The following is an 18,130-nucleotide window of genomic DNA, read 5'->3' as shown; positions in this document are numbered from 1 at the left end:
GACTCGCGGATGCCACGAATCACTTTTCAGAGAAACCAATCCTGTCCAAAAGGGCACCAAAAGCGTCAAGTTCCTCGCGGTCGAGGCGCGCGCCGTTTTCGCCCACATCAAAGTTGGCCTTGTCCTCATTTTCACTGCGTACGGCTCGGTTTCGCGCCTCTGCCGCCTGTTTCAGGCGCCAGGTCAAGGCCTCATCCGCCAAGCCAGTCAGGTCCTCTTCGGCCTCGGCAAGTTCAGCATCCAATCCCAGCACGGCCTCCAGTTTGGCGAATTCTTCGGCCAGGGTTTGGCGCGCAGCATCAAAATCACTGGGCCTGCGTAGGCAGGGGATGATAGCCACATGGCCAAGGGCCATCAGATTTTCAAGGGCCTGGGGGCCAAGGTTTTCCAGGATGCGCTGTTTCAGGGTCTGTGGTGCATCAATACCATAGCGCAAGACCTGATCGCGCAGCCGCCCCAGATCGGGATCCTGGCAGGGCATCCGCTCTAGGTTGCTTTCAAATTCCCCAATCACATCTGGCGTTGTAATGGCCACCGCCAGCACCACGGCTTCGCGCACCCGAACTAGGCCAGCGTCATCAGCCGCCACCACGACAGAGCTGCGGGTGCTGGCCATGGGTGCAGGTGTTGCCCCCTGCCCCTTCCAGGGTTTGCGCATGCCATCACCAAAGCCTCCCTTGCGGCCAAATTTGCCGCTGCCGCTCTTCCAGCTGTCACCGCCAGGCGGGTTAAGGAAATCACGATCCCCGCCTTCGGGGCGATTTCCGCGAAACAGATCCCAACGCAGATCACGGATATCATCGCCATAGTGTTTGCGGATCGAGGGGTCCCGGATCAGTTTGATCTTTTCACGCAGCGCCTTGTCCAGCGCCGCTTTGCGCTCGGGGCTGTCAAACACCTTGCCTTCGGTTTCGCGCTGCCACAGCAGCTTGACCATCGGCATCGCCTGATCCAGCACCGCCTGCACCGCCTCGGGGCCTTTGGCCTTGATCAAATCATCCGGATCCTGCCCATCCGGCATAATGGCAAAGCGCAGCGATTTGCCCGCCTGCAACAGCGGCAGCGCCAGGTCGATCACCCGCATCGCGGCGCGCAGCCCCGCAGTATCGCCATCCAGCGCGATGATCGGCTCATCCGCCATGCGCCATATCATCTGCAGCTGGTTTTCCGTCACCGCCGTGCCCAGCGGCGCCACCGAGGACTGAAAGCCCCCCTCGGACAGGGCAATGACATCCATGTAGCCCTCGGCAACAATCAGCGGCGTACCCCGCCCAGCGGCGGCGCGAGCGGGCGCGTGGTTATACAGGCTGCGCCCCTTGTCAAAGAGATCCGTTTCGGGGGAGTTCAGATATTTGGCATTATCATTGGGATCCATGGCGCGGCCACCAAAGGCAATGGCGCGGCCTCGGGCATCACGGATCGGAAACATGATCCGATTGCGGAAGGTATCATAGGGCTTGCCACCCTTGGTCGAGGCCTTGGCCAGGCCGGCGGCAAGGATCAGATCTTCGGGCACGTTCTTGCCGCGCAGGTGATCCCACAGGTTTTGCCAGCCGTCCGGCGCAAAACCAATTTCCCAGCGTTCCAGCGCCGGTGGCGTCAGCCCGCGCCGCTGCAGGTAGCTGCGCGCCATGCTGCCATTGCCGGTCTTCAGTTGCAGGCGGAAGAACTGCACTGCCTGTTCCATCACATCAATCAGCAGCGTGCGGCGGTCCTGTTTCTGCTGGGCCTTTGGATCGCGCGCCGGCAGTTCCATACCCGCCTCGCGCGCCAGAATTTCTACCGCCTCCATAAAGCCGACATTTTCGGTTTCCTGGATGAATTTCAGCGCGTCTCCCTTGGCCTGACAGCCAAAGCAATAATAGTACCCCTTGCGATCATCCACATGAAAAGAAGCGCTTTTTTCGTGATGAAAAGGACATGGAGCCCAAAGGTCCCCCTTGCCAACATTGGATTTGCGCTGATCCCACATGACTTTGCGCCCGACAACATCTGCAATGCTGACGCGGCTGCGCAATTCATCCATGAATCCAGGTGTCAAAGACATATCAGTTCGTTTTCAGCTGTGCCGACAGGGGCAGTACAGGGACCGTAGTGCCGGCGGATTAGGGGCGATTATGAGAAACCAACACCCCGGGGTTGGCAGTTTCAACCACGGTTGGCAGCCCGCTGTGAAAAACGGGCTCTGGGGATCAGTTCGTTTTGAGTTGTTGCTTCATCGCCTGAATCTGATCCCAGTTTTCCAGGCACTGCTGCTCCATCAGGGGGCCAAACTCGGTTGCCTTCAGATCGCGGCGCTTCATGGCATAGATATGCCCAGTGAGCTGCGGGATCGCCTTGGAATACTGCTCGGGCCACTCTGGGTTGCTGTCCAGGATAACCTGCTCCACATCTGCCTGGGAAACCCTATCCAGACGCGCGGCCTGAACTGCGGCCATGACTTGGCCTTGGTACTTGCAGCTATCTTCTTTATTTTCAGCAGCATAGGCAGGCGCTGCCAAAAGAGCAACGGCAAGGGTGATGCGGATCATGGATCGCTCCCGGAATCAGTTGATGATTGAGGCAGATTACCCGCGCGCCGCCCGCGCTTCCATCGCTGTTTTGAGATCATGGTACATTGTCCGCGCCATAGAGCGGAACACCATGATCTGAAAGCAATCTTCCTCTAGTCGACAAATTGACGCCTGCATATGCTTTGCCTCGGTGCGCAGGGCCGCCCCGACACCAAAGGCCGAAAGCCGCAGATCCACCGGACAGAGCCGCGCCAGCACCTCTTCGGCGCCCAGACCCGCTAGCTGCATCACGGCCCAGCCCTGGCTTTGGTCTGTCAGGGCGGCGTATTGCGCCAGTGTCGCCTCCGGCTCGACTCCCATAAGCAGCCCCAGATCCCGGCCGAACCAAAGCGCGCGCGCCTCCTCACGTTGACAAGAGCCACCGATGGGCGGAAATCCCAGCCCATGTGCCGCCTGCAACGCGGCATCCAACGCCACCTGCTGGCCGCGAAAGGGCGCCAGGGTCGTCATGGGAACAGCCCGCCCCTCTCGCAGGGAGACAGTGCCAATGTTCAACGACGCCAGGCCGTCGCAAGCGGTTTTTGCAAGCAGATCAACCACGCATCCGTTCTCCTTCTGGGTCAAAAAACACCGGTTCCACCACCTGACACAGGGCATCAATTCCGCGCATATGATCCACCAGCCGGATCTCATCCCCGATACGCGCCGCGCCCTGTTTCAGAAAGCCCAAAGCAATCATATGCCCCAACAGCGGCGAAAACCCTACCGAGGTGACATAGCCCTGATCCTGGATCCGCTCTACCGGGGCCTCCGGGTCAAACAGGTGGGCACCCGCGCTCAGCTCCTGGACCGCACCGATCGGCTTCAGTCCCACCAGCTGCATCCGATCTGGTGCCATCAGACCGGGACGCTGTGCCATGGCCTTGCCGATGAAGTCCTTTTTCTGTGACATCATCCCCTGCATGCCAAGATCCTGCGCCGTCACCGTACCGTTGATTTCGGCATGCGTGACAAAGCCCTTCTCGATCCGCAGCACATTCAACGCCTCCATCCCGTAGGCGCCGCCGCCCAGCGCCTCGGCGCGCTCCAGCAGGGTGCGAAACAGGCTGTCGCCATAACAGGCCGGCAGGGCAAGCTCATAGGCCTCTTCTCCCGAGAAAGAGATCCGGAACAGCCGCCCCTTGATGCCGCCGAGCGTAACCGCGCCACAGGCCATAAAGGGCCAGTCCCCAGGCGTCAGCGGCTGATCCAGCAGATCGTTCAGCAGGGCCCGCGATTTTGGCCCGGCAATGGCAAACTGCGCCCAGTGTTCGGTCACCGAGGTAAGGCGCAGATCCCACTCCGGGTGCAGCACCTGGGTGATAAATTCCAGATGCGCCATCACCTCACCCGCCGCTGCCGTCGTGGTGGTCATCACATAATGCGTATCCCCCAGCCGCGCACAGGTGCCATCATCCATGACAAACCCGTCTTCGCGCAGCATCAGCCCATAGCGCACGCGGCCCTGCCTGAGAGTGCTAAATGTGTTGGTATAGACAAAATCCAGCAGCTTGGCCGCATCCGGTCCCTGGATATCAATCTTGCCCAGGGTGGACACATCACAGACCCCCACCGACTGGCGCACCGACATGATTTCTCGATCACAGGCCTGACGCCAGTTGGTTTCACCGGGTTTGGGAAAATAGGCCGCCCGGTACCAAAGCCCCACCTCCACCTGGCTGGCGCCACGCTCCTCGGCAACCACATGCGAGGGTACAAAGCGCTGCGGTTTGAACCCCTGATCCGCCGCCCCGGCCCCCATGGCGCCGATGGCCACCGGCACAAAAGGCGGACGAAAGGTCGTTGTGCCGGTCTCGGGGATGGAACGTCCGGTGACATCTGCCAGCACCGCCAGGGCGGCCACGTTGGAATTCTTGCCCTGATCGGTTGCCATGCCTTGGGTGGTGTAGCGCTTCATATGCTCGACAGAACGAAAGTTCTCATCCGCCGCCTGGGTGACATCCTTGACAGTGACGTCATTCTGAAAATCAAGCCAGGCCCGCCCCTTGCCCGGCACCGCCCAAAGCGGCGCAATGCGATAGGGCTGATCTTCGGCCTCTGGCAGATGCACCGCCGCAATCGCCCCCAGCCCAAGCTCTGCCAGTACAGCAACCGCCGCAGCCGCCCCCTCGCTCAGCGCTGCATGGGTGGAAAAACTGCCATTGCAAGCACCAACCGCCCGCATCCCCGGCACCGCGCCGGTCTGCGGCACAAAGGCCAGCAGCTCACGCCGCCAACTGGGCCGCGCATTCAAATGGCAGGTCAAATGCAGCGAAGGATTCCACCCACCCGACATGGCAAGGCAATCACTCTGGATCCGCTCTTCCCCCCGCACAGAACGCACGGTGATGCTCTCCAACCGCTTGGAACCACTGGTATTGCAGACCTGCGCCCCCTTCATCACCGGATAGAGGTCACTGTCGGGAGCATCATGGCGGCTGTCGATGACTGCGGCCAGATGCACCCCGGCAGCGACCAGATCGCGGGCCGTGCGATGGGCATCATCATTGTTGGCAAACAGCGTCACCCGCTCTCCCGGTGTGACACCCCACCGGTTGAGATAGGCGCGTACCGCCCCCGCCATCATGATGCCGGGCCGGTCATTGTTGCGAAAGGCCACCGGGCGCTCGATCGCACCCGCAGCCAGAATGCAGTGCTTGGCTACGATACGCCAGAAACACTCCCGCGGGCGCTGGCTGCCCTTCAGCGAATGCTGTCGTGGCAGATGATGCCCAACCCGCTCCAGCGCGCCATAAGTGCCGTGATCATAGACCCCTGTCACCGCTGTGCGCCGCATGATCCGGACATTGTCCAGCTGCTGCAGCTCAACCTCTGCCTCCTGCAGCCAGATCTGCGCCGGCTTGCCGTCAATCTCTTCCTCTTCCGCCAAAAGACGCCCACCCAGGCGGATGTCTTCCTCCAGAAGCAAGACATCCGCACCCGCGCGTCCCGCCGTCAAAGCTGCCATCACCCCCGCAGGCCCGGCACCAACCACCAGCAGATCACAAAACCCATAGGCCTTTTCATAGCGATCCGTATCCGCAAGCCCCGACAAGGCCCCAAGCCCCGCCGCGCGACGGATCATCGGCTCATAAAGCTTCTCCCAAAAGGCTGCGGGCCACATGAAGGTCTTGTAGTAAAATCCAGCGCCCAAAAATGGCGCAGCCAGATTATTGACCGCCATCACGTCATGCTCGACCGAGGGCCAGCAATTTTGACTGCGCGCCTCCAGCCCCTCATAGAGCTCCTGCGTGGTCGCCCGCTGGTTGGGGTCCTGCACCGGACCCGCGCCCAGCGTGACCAGCGCATTCGGCTCCTCGCTGCCCGCCGTCAGAATGCCGCGCGGGCGATGATACTTGAATGACCGGGCCACCAGATGAATATCATTGGCCAGCAAAGCCGCCGCCAGCGTCTCCCCGGCGCGCCCCATCAGATGCCGCCCATTAAAGGTGAAGTTCACCGGCTTGGCCCCCGCGCCCTGCCCCTTGCCAGCAATCCTCATGCGCCCGCCCCCAGTGCTGTATCCCGGGCCAGAACCACCTCTAAAACCGAATGGTTCACGGTATCGCGGGTCACCTGCAGCCAGCTGCCACAGCCCATCTCGTGATACCAAAGCTCCGCCAAAGGCCCCGCAGGATTTTCCCGCAGGTTCACATAGGCATGCCAGGCCTCCGGCTCAGCCGCCGCAAGCGGTCGTACCAGCGCGGCCCCCTTGTAAGAAAACTCTCGGCGATCGCGCGCGCCGCATAACGGACAGTGGATCCTCATGTCAGACGCTCCTGCTTCATCTTACCCAAGATACCTCCGCCGGAGGCATCCAGCCAAAGCCCCAAATACCTAGTGGAGATTGTGTTGCGCACCGGTCCCCTCCTCGTCCATCAATCCATGGCCTGTGCTGAAACGATCCAACCGGAACTTTGCCGCCGGCCCATGTGGCCGGTCTGTTGCGATAAGATGGGCATAGGCATTGCCCGATCCCGGCGTCGCCTTGAACCCGCCGTAACACCAACCACAGTTGAGATAGAGCCCCGCAATCGGAGAGTGATCTATGATCGGGGATCCATCCGGCGTCATGTCCATGATCCCGCCCCAGCTGCGCAGCAACCGCGCCTTGCTGATGGCGGGCACCATGGCCAGGCAGGTTTCCATCGTGTGTTCCACCATCGGCAGATTGCCACGGGCCGCGTAAGAGCTGTAAAAGTCCAGATAGCTGCCAAAGACCAAGCCGCCCTTGTCGGACTGACTAATATAGAGATGCCCCTCGGCAAAGGTGACCACGTGATCCACCAGCGGCTTGATCCCTTCGGTGACAAAGGCCTGCAGGACATGGCTTTCGATTGGTAAGGTCAGCCCCGCCAGGGCCGCGACCTGAGAGCTGCGCCCGGCCGCCGCCAGCGCCACTTTTTTGGCGCGGATCGGGCCACGCGCAGTCTGCACCCCGGTGACCCTGCCACCTTCGACGTCGATGCCGGTGACTTCACAGTTCTGTATCAGATCGACGCCGCGCATATCGGCGCCACGGGCAAAGCCCCAGGCCACCGCATCATGGCGAGCGGTCCCAGCGCGGCGCTGCAACAGCCCGCCCATGATCGGGAAACGGTTGTTGTCAAAATTCAGATAGGGCACCAGCCTGCGCACCGCATCTCGGTCCAGCAGCTCGGCGTCGTCTCCCTGATTGATGATGGCATTGCCACGGCGCACGATGGCATCGCGCTGGCCATCGTTGTGAAACAGATTGATCATGCCGCGCTGCGACATCATCGCATTATAGTTCAGCTCTTGTTCCAATCCTTCCCATAACCGCAGCGAATGCGAATAGAATTCGGAATTTCCCGGCAGATAATAATTGGCCCGCACGATGGTGGTATTGCGCCCGACATTGCCACCGCCGAGATAGCCCTTTTCCAGCACCGCAATATTGGTGATCCCGTGTTCCGCGGCCAGGTAATAGGCCGTGGCCAGACCATGGCCACCGCCACCGATGATCACCACATCATATTCGCGCTTAGGCTCCGGGTCGCGCCACTGCGGGCCCCAGCCCCTGTTGCCGGTCAGCCCCTCTTTGAGCACCCGCCATCCCGAAAACCGCATCACATATCCCCCCCCTGGCTATCGCCCCTTTGCCCAGTGCCCCCCCGGGCTGCCTGCCATTGGTCGGCCCTGGGTAAGCCTGTGATATTGCTAGCCCCAATACCGCAGAAGGCCTAGCCCCCGATTGAAAGAATACGGCAACCGGCAAGCTCCTGCCTGCACTTGACCCCATAATAGGCAGTTATGTCTAGTACGGATTACCCATCAGGTGAAACAAGCAGAACAGGCCGAAACCGCAGACAGATGGCGCAGCGCAGCGCGCAAGGCCAGGACAAAAAAGCGGCGCACCATTGGCGCGCCGCTTCTTGTCATGACGGTTTCGAGCTAGACCAGATCGCCTGAACTCAAAGCCCTTTGGCCCGGTAGCTGGCGGCAACCTTGGTGATCGAGACCAGATAGGCAGCGGTGCGCAAATCCGTCACATCGTCGCGGTCATGCCAGACCTCGCGCATTGACTGATAGGCAATCCGCATGGTGTCATCGAGCCCCGAGCGTACCAGCTCCAGCTCATCGGCGCCGCGCAGGTACTTTTGCTTGAAGTTGTCGCTCAGGCTCCAGGTTTTGCCCATGCTGTCCGAAATGGCCTCCAACTCATCCACCACAAGCTGGTGACGCGCCTCTTCCTGGCGACGCTGCATACGGCCAAAGCGGATATGGCTCAGGTTCTTGACCCACTCAAAGTAGGAGACCGTCACACCGCCGGCATTGGCATACATGTCCGGAATAATCACCGTCCCCTTTTCGCGCAGGATCTCGTCAGCACCCGCAGTCACCGGGCCGTTGGCAGCCTCGATGATCAGGGGGGCCTGCACCCGATTGGCGTTGGTCAGGTTGATTACCCCTTCCAGGGCCGCCGGGATCAGGATGTCGCACTCATGCTCCAAAAGCTCAGCCCCATTCTCTGACAGCTTGGCGTCCGGGTAGCCGGAAATACCACCGTGTTTGGCGATCCAGTGATGCACCGCCTCGACATCAAGACCTTCGGCACGATACAGGCTGCCATCACGCTCGATGATTCCAGTAATCAGCGCGCCATCTTCTTCGCTAAGGAACTTGGCGGCGTGGTAGCCCACATTGCCAAGCCCCTGCACGATGATGCGCTTACCCTTCAGCTTGCCCTCGAGACCCGCCTTGGCGATATCTTCGGGGTGGCGGAAGAATTCACGCAGAGCATATTGCACGCCGCGTCCTGTTGCCTCTATCCGGCCGGCGATGCCGCCCGCGTTCAACGGTTTACCAGTGACACAGGCGCGGGCGTTGATATCGGTGGTGTTCATGCGCGCATACTGGTCCGCAATCCAGGCCATTTCACGCTCGCCCGTGCCCATATCGGGCGCAGGCACGTTCTGGCTGGGGTGGATCAGGTCGCGCTTGGCCAGCTCATAGGCAAAACGGCGGGTGATCCGCTCCAGCTCATGCTCTTCGTATTTGCGTGGATCAATGCACAGGCCGCCCTTGGAGCCCCCAAAAGGCGCTTCGACCAGGGCACATTTATAGGTCATCAGCGCCGCCAGCGCCTCGACCTCGTCCTGATGCACATTGATAGCGTAACGGATACCGCCTTTGACCGGCTCCATATGTTCGGAATGCACCGAGCGATAGCCGGTGAAGGTATGCATTTCGCCGCGCAGACGCACCCCGAATCGCACCGTATAGGTCGCATTGCAGACCCGAATCTTCTCCTCCAAGCCTGGCGGCAAGTCCATCAGGGCAACGGCCCGATTGAACATGAGGTCAACACTCTCACGGAAACTTGGTTCTTGCAGGTTGCTCATTAGCGGTTCTCCGTACTCTTCCAACGACTCATTCCCATCGTTAGGGCAACTCTACGCATGGATGTTTAAAGAGTGCGACCTTTTTGACCATTTCATTCTAAAAATTATTCAATATTCGAGGGTTGCGCGATTCTATTTTGGCAAATCCAGAGCCATGCCGATTCGAACCAAACCGCCCGGTGAGGCTGTCATCAGGTCGCAAGCCAGCCCCTACATTAAGTAAATTGAAACCAAATTGACTTGGACACGCCCAATTTCCGCCATCTTCCCAAACCAAATATGAACGTGACCTAAACATGTTCCACTTTTTTGCCCCGCCGTTTCGGGGATCCCAAGAGGCTGTTGTCTATGAGTACGCGCCAGAAAACTGCTACCACCTTACCCCATTACGTCTCGCAAAAAGGCATGAGGCGACTGCGCTCGTTCCGGCGCGAGACATCTGGCAGCATGACCTATCCGACCATCGCCTTTTTCCTGATGATGCTGGGGATCGGCGGTATCGGGGTTGATCTAATGCGCATGGAGCGAGACCGAACACATCTGCAAGCCACCCTGGACCGTGCAGTGCTGGCCGCGGCGGATCTCGATCAGCAACAGGATGCCACACTGGTGGTGCAAGACTATCTAAGCAAGGCTGGACTGGGTGAGCTTTATGCCGCAGAGAATATCGTCACCGAGGAAGTGCTTGGCTACAAAAGGGTCTCGGCCAAGATTGAATCGACGTTCGAGGCGCATCTGCTGCGGTTCTCCAATGGGGGCGACATGCCAATTTACGCCGCCTCTGCAGCGGAAGAAAGCATCGGCAGCGTCGAGATCTCGCTGGTTTTGGATATCTCTGGCTCGATGCGGTCTAATAACCGTCTGAATAATCTAAAACTGGCGGCGCATAGCTTCATCGACCAGATCACCCAGGGCACCAGGTCCGAGGCCCTGTCAGTTTCGATCATTCCCTACGCCACCCAGGTCAACGCTGGCGAGGCGCTCCTGAGCAATTTCAACGCCGATTTCGACGGTCTCAGCGCGGCACAGTGGAATTATTCTCACTGCGTCAATTTCGTCAAAGATCAATTCGCCAAGACCACCCTCAGCCAGACCGAGGATATGGAGCGCACCGCGCATTTTGATCCTTTCACCTATTCCGAGCCCGGGATCGCCAGTCCAGTTTGCCCAACCCGTGACGGTTCGGAGATTCTGCCCCTCACAAATGACCCGGCCATCCTGCACGACTATATCGACCGGCTGCAGGCTGGGGGGAACACTTCGATTGATATCGGTGTGAAATGGGGCTCGGCCTTGCTGGATCCCTCCACCCGACCGGTGGTCAACGCGATGATCGAAACTGGGGACATCAACGCGAACTTTGCCGGCCGCCCGGCGGATTACAACAATGGGGACAACCTGAAGATCATCATCGTGATGTCGGATGGGCAAAACACCAACCAGTACATGCTGAACCCCTCGCGCCGTACCGGACCGTCAGAGGTTTGGTACAATCCTGCAACCGGCGATTATTCAGTCTATAAATCCAATCGAGAACTGAACTACTACTGGCCCGCTTCGGATGACTGGCACGATCACCCCTATGGCAATGGCACCTCGTTGGTCTGTGGCAGTTGGTCTTGTAGCTACCAGGAAGAGCCAGGCGAAGCCATACAACTGACCTACCCGCAGCTGTTCGCGCAGGTGTCCCTGGCCTGGAATGCCCGGTTTAATTACAGCTTTTCTTCCAGCGCCTGGTCTGACTGGTACCAAGCCGGCACCTATACCCACAACCGGACTGCCAAGGACCAGCACACAAAGAACATCTGCGACCGTACCAAGGATCAGGGAGTGGTTATCTACTCAATCGGCTTCGAAGCCCCCCTAAACGGGGTCCGCGTCCTGCAGGACTGTGCCAGTTCGGACGCGCATTATTTCGACGTAGACGGCCTAGAGATCAGCGATGCCTTTGCCTCCATCGCGACCTCTATCCGCAAGCTGAGGCTAACCCAATGATACGCGCTACCATGCTCCAACTCCTGCGCCGGTTTCGACGCGACAGTGCTGCCACCGTCACCATCGAATTCGTCCTGCTCATCCCGCTGTATTTTGCTATACTGGTCTCAACGGTGGAGCTCGGCCTGGTGAATCTGCGCCACACCCAACTGGAACGCGCGCTGGATATCGCGGTGCGCGAAATCCGACTGAACACCGGCGCTGTGGCCGATCACGACACCATGCGTGACATGATCTGCGATCTGTCCGGGTTGATCAAAGACTGCGAAAGCTCGCTGCGGCTTGAAATGGTCCAGCTTGATCCCTTTGCCTGGGTCCCGGTCGACCCGACCCCCGACTGCATCAGTGACCCCAAGGAAATCAATCCGCCCCGCGGGTTCAACCAGGCCGGAGCCTCCAATGATCTTATGCTCATCCGCGCCTGCATGCGTTTCAAGCCAATCTTTTCCAACTGGGGTCTGGGCGAGGATCTCGCCGATGCGGACGCCGTAGGACTGGTCAGCCTGATAGCGACATCTGCCTTTGTTCAGGAGCCAAGCTAAGCCATGTTAAATGCACTCATCGCCCAGCTGCGCCGCTTCCGACACAGCACCAACGGCGCCCTAACCGTCGAATTTGTGATTTATGCGCCGCTGCTGCTGTGGCTCTTTGCGGCGATCTACACCTACTTTGACGCCTTTCGTCAGGATGCGGTCAATCTCAAGGCCGCCTATACGATCTCGGATTTGGTTTCCCGCGAAACTGCAGAACTGAACGAGACCTATATCGACAGCATGCACGAGATGAGCAAACTGCTGATCCGCGCGGATTCAAGCAGCTCGCTACGGATTACCGTTGTACGCTGGGATGAAGCCGACAATCGCTATTATGTCGATTGGTCCAAGGTGCGTGGCACTGCGTTCATCGAGTGGACAGACGCCACCATCAGCTCCGTCAATGAAAACCTGCCCACTGTGCCGGATCAGGAACGCGTTATTCTGGTAGAGACCCGCAACGAAGTGGACCCCGCTTTCAATGTTGGACTGCCGTCGATGAACCTAAACAACTTTGTTTTCACCCGACCGCGCTTTGCCCCACAAGTCCTCTTTGCCGATGGCAAAGGAAACTCGAACAGCCATAACGACGGCTCAATGAAGCTGTAGCTCGGACCGCCAGACCCCAAGGCGTCGCGGTGCAGCCGCGGCCCTACAGCGGTCCCATGCTGCGCTTGGCGATCATCGCCGCCAGAATTTCCGACATGGTCTTGGTCTGCGACCCTGGCGTCACCCCGCCAATGCCAATCCGCCGCCCGGCGCGCCACCAGAGCCCCGGCAGCCAGATCCGCGCACCTGGCGTGCTGCTACGGATCAAAAATCCGTTTGATGGCTTAAAGGCAAAAAAGCCGCGATCAATCGTTTCGATATCGGCAACCTGCGCGATCACGGTGCCATCGGTGCAGCGCAGCACCTCTTCGGTCAGTTCGATCTGGTAGGCCGTCGCCTGCCACATCCGCACCGACAACCAAAGCGCCGCCAGCCCGACCAACAGCAGAAACACCAGCCAGGCCAGCGACGGCGGTGTTGCAACCGCCACATACAGCAGGGTCACACCAATCACCGCCAGCATGGCCACCCCCATGATCCGGCGCAGCCCCGAGGCCTCTACCGTTACCAAGACTTCATCCGTCATTTATCGCTCTCCTGCCATCGTCCGGGTCCGGCCCGGACCTTTGGTTGCGCTGGACATAGCCTGCTTTTGCCACCACGAACAGCCCCGCCGACAGTCAGGCACGGAGGGACCCTTGCTCTCTGTGCATTCCCGCACAGCAACGGTGGCCTCTTGGGTGTTTTGCAACAAAGGTTCGCGGCCTAGATGTAGTCCAGCCCTGCCCCAGAAACTGCAGTGCCCCGTACAGGAGAAACCCCATGTCGCTTCGCCCCACATCCCCCAGGCCCATTCTGGAAACCCGTCAGGCCCAGCCCACACTCGAAGGGGCAGGCGTGAAACTGCACCGCGCCTTTGGCTTTCAGGACCCAAGCGAGTTGGACCCGTTTTTGCTGTTTGACGATTTCCGCAACGAAGACCCCGCAGACTATCAGCAGGGCTTTCCCTGGCACCCTCATCGCGGCATTGAAACCATCACCTATGTGCTGTCCGGCGAAGTCTCTCATAGTGACTCTCTCGGCAATGCCGGCAGCCTGGGCGCGGGCGATGTGCAGTGGATGACTGCCGGGTCGGGCATCCTGCATCAGGAAATGCCACGCGGCAACAAGCAGGGGCAGATGCATGGCTTCCAACTCTGGGGCAATCTGCCCTCTGATCAGAAGATGTGCGCCCCCCGCTATCAGGATGTCGCCGCCCGCGAGATCCCCGAAATCACCGATGACGACGGCACCCATGTGCGGGTGATCACCGGCGAGTTCTGGGGCAAACGCGGCCCGGTCGATGGCATCGCTGCGGACCCGCAATATCTGGATATTTCGGTGCCTGCTGGGGTGACCAAGACCTTTAAGATCGACACCTACCGGCGCGCCTTTGCCTATGTCTTCGAAGGTGCCGGGGTCTTTGTCGATGCGGCAACCCCGCAGGGCGTGCTGCTGGAAAAAGAGGTTGCCGGCCAAGAGGTAAATATTCGGGATATGTCTGGCAACCGGACCCTGGTGCGATTTGGCACTGGCGATGAGGTTACTGTGCAGGCCGGCCCGGAAGGCCTGCGCTTTTTGCTGATTTCAGGTGCCCCGATCCAAGAGCCGGTGGCCTGGCATGGGCCAATCGTGATGAACACCCGCGCCGAACTGCAGCAAGCTTTCAAGGATCTGCGCAACGGCACCTTCATCGCCCCCGCACATTGACTTGAACACCAGCAGCGGCAAGATCAGCGGTCTTGCCGCTTCCCCCCGCCATGTGCCGGTTCAGGCGGTGACCGATTTGCGCACCATATCCCAATAAACGCTTTCTACCTCTTCCAACGACAGACGGCCGCCGCTGCGATACCAGGTCATCACCCCGTTCAGCATGGCAATCACCGCCAAGGTCGCGATCTTGGTATCGGGAATGGTGAACTGACCAGTGGCAATCCCCTGCTTCAGCACTGTCTCCAGAGCGTATTCATAGGCGCGCCGCAGGGTTTCAATGGCAGCGAAGTTTTCTTCCGTCAGATTGCGCAGTTCCATATAGGCAATAAAAACCGCATCCGGGCGCTGCATGTGAAAGCGGATGTGGAAACGGACAAAGCGCTCAAGCTGGCTCAGCGCGTCACCATCGCCCGCCTCGATCTGCCAGGCCGCCAGCAGCTCCCGCATGTGCCGATCCATCAGTGAATGCAGCAGGCTTTGCTTGTCGGGGGTGTAATTATACAAGGCCCCGGCCTGTACACCGACCTCTTTGGCGATCTGGCGCATCGACACCGCCGCATAGCCATGCTGCGCGAACAGCCGTAGCGCCGCGCTGCGAATGCGCGGGCCTGTGATATCAGAATGAGAACCCTGCGTACGTGCCATGCCTCAAGATAACTGAACATTTGTTCAGAAAAAAGACCCTGCTGCATTCTGGCGCAAAAGACATACAATCAGGCCCGATATTCAGGCAGGTTCAAAACTCAGGCAAGCCCAATGGACCAGCAGACTGCATCTTACTGCAGCAGCGGATAAATCACGCTGCCAGCTTGTACCTTATCTGTTGATTGTGCATCAAGAGACAAGCAATAGGAAAATGTCATGCACCGCCCCCTGCCCATAATCCTGCTCGGCGCCAGTCTCGGACTTGCAACTCTTACCGGGTGCAGCAACGAGCCCGAGCTGAACAATCGCCTGACGCCAGAGCTGCGCGCCGCAGCCTATCCGCCCCTGCGGCCGATAGATGACCTGATCGCGCCCCAGGCCGCCCCCGAAGACGCGGCAGAGCAGCTGCAAAAGACGCTCAAGGCGCGCAGCGCCCGCCTGGACCGCCGCGCCGAGGCCCTGCGCCGCGCCTCACAGTAACCAAGCCGTTAAGGAACAGCGAACATCTGGCCGCATAAGCCTGCCGCTTTGCGCCCCTATTTGCGCCGTCTATACACCGCTTGAGACCTGATTTCCCCAGCTATCCCGCCAGTGCCGTTGCACCCCCTCCCTGAACCCGCTAATGCGGGTCAACACAGATGGATACGAAAAGGATCTCCGGCTATGACAAAACCGCTTCGTCTTGGGATTGCAGGTTTGGGCACGGTTGGCGTGGGGGTGGTGAAAATCGTCCGCCGTCAGGCTGAAATGCTGGAGATGCGCACCGGTCGCCCTGTGGTGATCACAGCGGTTTCGGCCCGCGACGCCAACAAGGACCGCGGTGTTGCCCTGACCGGCTATGCTTGGGAGAGCGACCCCGTCGCCCTGGCCAAGCGTGACGATATTGACGTTTTTGTCGAACTGATGGGCGGCGACGACGGCCCCGCCAAAGATGCCACCGAGGCCGCGCTGGCCTCTGGCAAGGATGTGGTTACCGCCAACAAGGCCTTGCTGGCCATCCACGGCCAGGCGCTGGCAGAACAGGCCGAGGCAGCCGGCCAGGTGATCCGCTTTGAGGCCGCCGTTGCCGGTGGCATCCCGGTTGTCAAAACGCTCACCGAGGCGCTGGCCGGCAATCAGTTCACCCGGATCATGGGGGTGATGAACGGCACCTGCAACTATATCCTGACCCGGATGGAGGCCACCGGCCAGGGCTACAACACCCTGTTCGACGAATGCGGTCGCCTGGGCTATCTGGAAGCCGACCCCAACCTGGATGTTGGCGGCATTGATGCCGGACACAAGCTGGCCCTGCTCTCCTCTATCGCCTTTGGCAGCAAGCCTGCCTTTGAGGATGTGCAACTGCAGGGCATTCAGCGCATCGCCATCGACGATATTCGCCATGCCGCCGACATGGGCTATCGGATCAAACTGCTGGGCGTTGCACAGCGCAGCCCCCGTGGGCTGGAACAGCGCATGACCCCCTGCCTGGTACCCGCCGACTCGCCGCTGGGGCAGTTGGAAGGCGGCACCAATATGGTGGTCATCGAAGGCGACGCGATCGAACAGGTGGTGCTGCAGGGCCCCGGTGCCGGCGAAGGCCCCACCGCCAGCGCTGTGCTTGGCGACATCTGCGATCTGGCGCGCGGGCTACGCATCGCCACCTTTGGCCAGCCTGCCAGCTCTTTGCAGGAAATCCCAGCGGCCCAGACCGGCCTTCCCGCCCCCTATTACCTGCGGCTGGCGCTGCAGGACAAACCCGGCGCCCTGGCGAAAGTGGCCGCAGCGCTTGGCAATGCGGGGATTTCCATCGACCGGATGCGCCAATATGGCCACGCGGACACCACTGCACCGGTGCTGATCGTGACCCACAAGACCACCTCTGCCACGCTGGACGTCGCAATCGAAACCCTTGCCCAGACCGGCGTTGTCGACGGCGAGCCTGTCGCCCTGCGTGTCGAAGAACTCTGACCGGGCCTGCTGCTCGCGCGTTTGGTTGAAAAAGCCTGGATCCAAAACGAGGTCATAAAACATTCAATTGGGCCGCAAACCGGCCCATCCCTTAGTAAAGGCGCGCAAAAATACTCTATTCAGGGCACAACGCGCGCCTTCCCGCCCTAGCTATCGCTATCATCTCTTGCCCGCCGCCCCCGCAAAAGGGTATTCGACAGGCAACCCGCCCGGATTGTAACAGGATATTGAGTATGACCTCGACCACCACAGACGCCCCATTTCATGATCGCATGCTGTCGCTCGGCCTTGCCCGAGTGGCAGAACAGGCCGCGCTGGCCTCGGCTTCGCTTATTGGGCGCGGCGACGAAAAGGCGGCCGATCAAGCCGCTGTCAACGCCATGCGCGAACAGCTGAACCTGCTGGACATCAAAGGTGTCGTGGTTATCGGCGAAGGCGAACGCGACGAAGCCCCGATGCTGTATATCGGCGAAGAAGTTGGCTCTGGCACCGGCCCGGGCGTTGATATCGCGCTGGATCCGCTGGAAGGCACCACGCTGACCGCCAAGGACATGCCCAACGCGCTGACCGTCATCGCCATGGGCCCGCGCGGCTCTATGCTGCACGCGCCCGATACCTATATGGACAAGCTGGCCATTGGCCCAGGCTACCCCGAAGGCGTTGTCTCGCTGGATATGTCCCCGCGTGAGCGTGTCGAAGCGCTGGCCGCTGCCAAGGGCTGCGCCCCTGCCGATATCACCGTCTGCATTCTGGAACGCCCGCGCCACGAGGCGATGATCGCGGAAGTGCGTGAAACCGGCGCGGCGATCCGGCTGATCACCGATGGCGATGTTGCCGGCGTGATGCACTGCGCCGAATCGGAAACCACGGGCATCGACATGTATATGGGCCAGGGCGGCGCCCCAGAGGGTGTTTTGGCTGCCGCGGCGCTGAAATGCATGGGCGGGCAGATGTTTGGCCGCCTGCTGTTCCGCAACGATGACGAAAAGGGCCGCGCCGCCAAGGCCGGCATCACCGATCTCGACCGGATCTATACCCGTGACGAAATGGTGACCCAGGATGTGATCTTTGCCGCGACTGGCGTGACCGGTGGATCCCTGTTGCCGGAAATCAAGCGCCAGCCCGGTTGGGTGGAAACCACCACCCTGCTGATGCGGTCAAAAACCGGATCGGTACGGCGCATGTCCTACCGCACGCCAGTAGACGCGCTGGAAACCTGATAGGACGGCCCCGTCACCACAGCCTGTTTGGCCGGTCTGTTCAGAGTAGCCGTTGCCAACAAAGAAGT

16 protein-coding genes are annotated in these 18,130 nt (G+C 60.1%); 7 read left to right on the top strand and 9 right to left on the bottom strand.

Features of this window, described 5'->3' with window-relative positions:
• Positions 1–19: 19 nt before the first annotated feature.
• From dnaG to LRK71_RS12420, 7 genes are all read right to left on the bottom strand, one after another.
• On the bottom strand, positions 20–2,047 hold the full coding sequence (gene dnaG / locus LRK71_RS12450) for a DNA primase (RefSeq protein WP_232404132.1): 2,028 nt from the start codon (positions 2,045–2,047) through the stop codon (positions 20–22).
• 145 nt (positions 2,048–2,192) lie between these two features.
• Positions 2,193–2,531, bottom strand: coding sequence for a hypothetical protein (locus LRK71_RS12445; protein ID WP_232404131.1), 339 nt, complete (start codon positions 2,529–2,531; stop codon positions 2,193–2,195).
• 36 nt (positions 2,532–2,567) lie between these two features.
• Entirely contained in the window at positions 2,568–3,113 is a 546-nt protein-coding gene (locus LRK71_RS12440) for a sarcosine oxidase subunit gamma (RefSeq protein WP_232404130.1), read from the bottom strand.
• Complete coding sequence (locus tag LRK71_RS12435) at positions 3,106–6,054, bottom strand: sarcosine oxidase subunit alpha family protein (RefSeq protein WP_232404129.1); 2,949 nt, start codon at positions 6,052–6,054, stop codon at positions 3,106–3,108. The genes LRK71_RS12440 and LRK71_RS12435 overlap by 8 nt, the downstream gene beginning before the upstream one ends.
• Entirely contained in the window at positions 6,051–6,320 is a 270-nt protein-coding gene (locus LRK71_RS12430; RefSeq protein ID WP_232404128.1) for a sarcosine oxidase subunit delta, read from the bottom strand. The genes LRK71_RS12435 and LRK71_RS12430 overlap by 4 nt, the downstream gene beginning before the upstream one ends.
• A 69-nt stretch (positions 6,321–6,389) precedes the next feature.
• The gene (locus tag LRK71_RS12425) at positions 6,390–7,643 is read right to left on the bottom strand and encodes a sarcosine oxidase subunit beta family protein (protein ID WP_232404126.1); all 1,254 of its coding nucleotides are present in this window, start codon (positions 7,641–7,643) and stop codon (positions 6,390–6,392) included.
• Positions 7,644–7,987: 344 nt separating this feature from the next.
• Positions 7,988–9,418 carry a Glu/Leu/Phe/Val family dehydrogenase gene (locus LRK71_RS12420; RefSeq protein WP_232404124.1) on the bottom strand — a complete coding sequence of 477 codons (1,431 nt, stop codon included), beginning with the start codon at positions 9,416–9,418 and terminating at the stop codon, positions 7,988–7,990.
• A 447-nt stretch (positions 9,419–9,865) separates the two neighbouring features.
• On the opposite strand from LRK71_RS12420, the gene LRK71_RS12415 reads away from it, so the two are divergent.
• From LRK71_RS12415 to LRK71_RS12405, 3 genes are read left to right on the top strand one after another with little or no spacing between them, the layout of a single operon-like run.
• Positions 9,866–11,413 (top strand): TadE/TadG family type IV pilus assembly protein, encoded by a 1,548-nt coding sequence (locus LRK71_RS12415; RefSeq protein ID WP_232404123.1) that lies wholly within the window; start codon positions 9,866–9,868, stop codon positions 11,411–11,413.
• 11 nt (positions 11,414–11,424) lie between these two features.
• On the top strand, positions 11,425–11,955 hold the full coding sequence (locus tag LRK71_RS12410; RefSeq protein ID WP_232404121.1) for a TadE/TadG family type IV pilus assembly protein: 531 nt from the start codon (positions 11,425–11,427) through the stop codon (positions 11,953–11,955).
• A 3-nt stretch (positions 11,956–11,958) separates the two neighbouring features.
• Positions 11,959–12,555, top strand: coding sequence for a TadE/TadG family type IV pilus assembly protein (locus LRK71_RS12405; protein WP_232404120.1), 597 nt, complete (start codon positions 11,959–11,961; stop codon positions 12,553–12,555).
• 43 nt (positions 12,556–12,598) lie between these two features.
• On the opposite strand, the gene LRK71_RS12400 is transcribed toward LRK71_RS12405, so the two are convergent.
• Complete coding sequence (locus LRK71_RS12400) at positions 12,599–13,081, bottom strand: hypothetical protein (RefSeq protein WP_232404118.1); 483 nt, start codon at positions 13,079–13,081, stop codon at positions 12,599–12,601.
• Positions 13,082–13,317: 236 nt separating this feature from the next.
• On the opposite strand from LRK71_RS12400, the gene LRK71_RS12395 reads away from it, so the two are divergent.
• On the top strand, positions 13,318–14,244 hold the full coding sequence (locus tag LRK71_RS12395; protein WP_232404117.1) for a pirin family protein: 927 nt from the start codon (positions 13,318–13,320) through the stop codon (positions 14,242–14,244).
• Between the two features lie 60 nt (positions 14,245–14,304).
• Here LRK71_RS12395 and LRK71_RS12390 read toward each other — a convergent pair whose 3' ends face one another.
• Positions 14,305–14,892, bottom strand: a complete 588-nt coding sequence (locus tag LRK71_RS12390) for a TetR/AcrR family transcriptional regulator (protein WP_232404116.1) — start codon at positions 14,890–14,892, stop codon at positions 14,305–14,307.
• Positions 14,893–15,108: 216 nt separating this feature from the next.
• On the opposite strand from LRK71_RS12390, the gene LRK71_RS12385 reads away from it, so the two are divergent.
• The 3 genes from LRK71_RS12385 to glpX all read left to right on the top strand — a co-directional run bounded on the left by LRK71_RS12385 (position 15,109) and on the right by glpX (position 18,062).
• Complete coding sequence (locus LRK71_RS12385) at positions 15,109–15,372, top strand: hypothetical protein (RefSeq protein ID WP_232404115.1); 264 nt, start codon at positions 15,109–15,111, stop codon at positions 15,370–15,372.
• A 183-nt stretch (positions 15,373–15,555) separates the two neighbouring features.
• Positions 15,556–16,842: a homoserine dehydrogenase gene (locus tag LRK71_RS12380; protein ID WP_232404114.1), complete on the top strand. Its 1,287-nt coding sequence runs from the start codon at positions 15,556–15,558 to the stop codon at positions 16,840–16,842.
• A 233-nt stretch (positions 16,843–17,075) separates the two neighbouring features.
• The gene (glpX, locus tag LRK71_RS12375; RefSeq protein ID WP_232404113.1) at positions 17,076–18,062 is read left to right on the top strand and encodes a class II fructose-bisphosphatase; all 987 of its coding nucleotides are present in this window, start codon (positions 17,076–17,078) and stop codon (positions 18,060–18,062) included.
• Positions 18,063–18,130: the final 68 nt, after the last annotated feature.

It is taken from the genome of Pseudophaeobacter flagellatus, from assembly GCF_021228235.1.
GTDB lineage: Bacteria > Pseudomonadota > Alphaproteobacteria > Rhodobacterales > Rhodobacteraceae > Pseudophaeobacter > Pseudophaeobacter flagellatus.
Note: the sequence above shows the minus strand (reverse complement) of the source record. Positions and strands in the feature narration are given on the sequence as shown.

Excerpts from the sequence above, each read along its gene's own strand:
- dnaG (WP_232404132.1), bottom strand. The coding sequence starts at position 2,047 with ATGTCTTTGACACCTGGATTCATGGATGAATTGCGCAGCCGCGTCAGC.
- LRK71_RS12445 (WP_232404131.1), bottom strand. The coding sequence starts at position 2,531 with ATGATCCGCATCACCCTTGCCGTTGCTCTTTTGGCAGCGCCTGCCTAT.
- LRK71_RS12435 (WP_232404129.1), bottom strand. The coding sequence starts at position 6,054 with ATGAGGATTGCTGGCAAGGGGCAGGGCGCGGGGGCCAAGCCGGTGAAC.
- LRK71_RS12430 (WP_232404128.1), bottom strand. The coding sequence starts at position 6,320 with ATGAGGATCCACTGTCCGTTATGCGGCGCGCGCGATCGCCGAGAGTTT.
- LRK71_RS12425 (WP_232404126.1), bottom strand. The coding sequence starts at position 7,643 with ATGCGGTTTTCGGGATGGCGGGTGCTCAAAGAGGGGCTGACCGGCAAC.
- LRK71_RS12420 (WP_232404124.1), bottom strand. The coding sequence starts at position 9,418 with ATGAGCAACCTGCAAGAACCAAGTTTCCGTGAGAGTGTTGACCTCATG.
- LRK71_RS12415 (WP_232404123.1), top strand. The coding sequence starts at position 9,866 with ATGACCTATCCGACCATCGCCTTTTTCCTGATGATGCTGGGGATCGGC.
- LRK71_RS12410 (WP_232404121.1), top strand. The coding sequence starts at position 11,425 with ATGCTCCAACTCCTGCGCCGGTTTCGACGCGACAGTGCTGCCACCGTC.
- LRK71_RS12405 (WP_232404120.1), top strand. The coding sequence starts at position 11,959 with ATGTTAAATGCACTCATCGCCCAGCTGCGCCGCTTCCGACACAGCACC.
- LRK71_RS12400 (WP_232404118.1), bottom strand. The coding sequence starts at position 13,081 with ATGACGGATGAAGTCTTGGTAACGGTAGAGGCCTCGGGGCTGCGCCGG.
- LRK71_RS12395 (WP_232404117.1), top strand. The coding sequence starts at position 13,318 with ATGTCGCTTCGCCCCACATCCCCCAGGCCCATTCTGGAAACCCGTCAG.
- LRK71_RS12390 (WP_232404116.1), bottom strand. The coding sequence starts at position 14,892 with ATGGCACGTACGCAGGGTTCTCATTCTGATATCACAGGCCCGCGCATT.
- LRK71_RS12385 (WP_232404115.1), top strand. The coding sequence starts at position 15,109 with ATGCACCGCCCCCTGCCCATAATCCTGCTCGGCGCCAGTCTCGGACTT.
- LRK71_RS12380 (WP_232404114.1), top strand. The coding sequence starts at position 15,556 with ATGACAAAACCGCTTCGTCTTGGGATTGCAGGTTTGGGCACGGTTGGC.
- glpX (WP_232404113.1), top strand. The coding sequence starts at position 17,076 with ATGACCTCGACCACCACAGACGCCCCATTTCATGATCGCATGCTGTCG.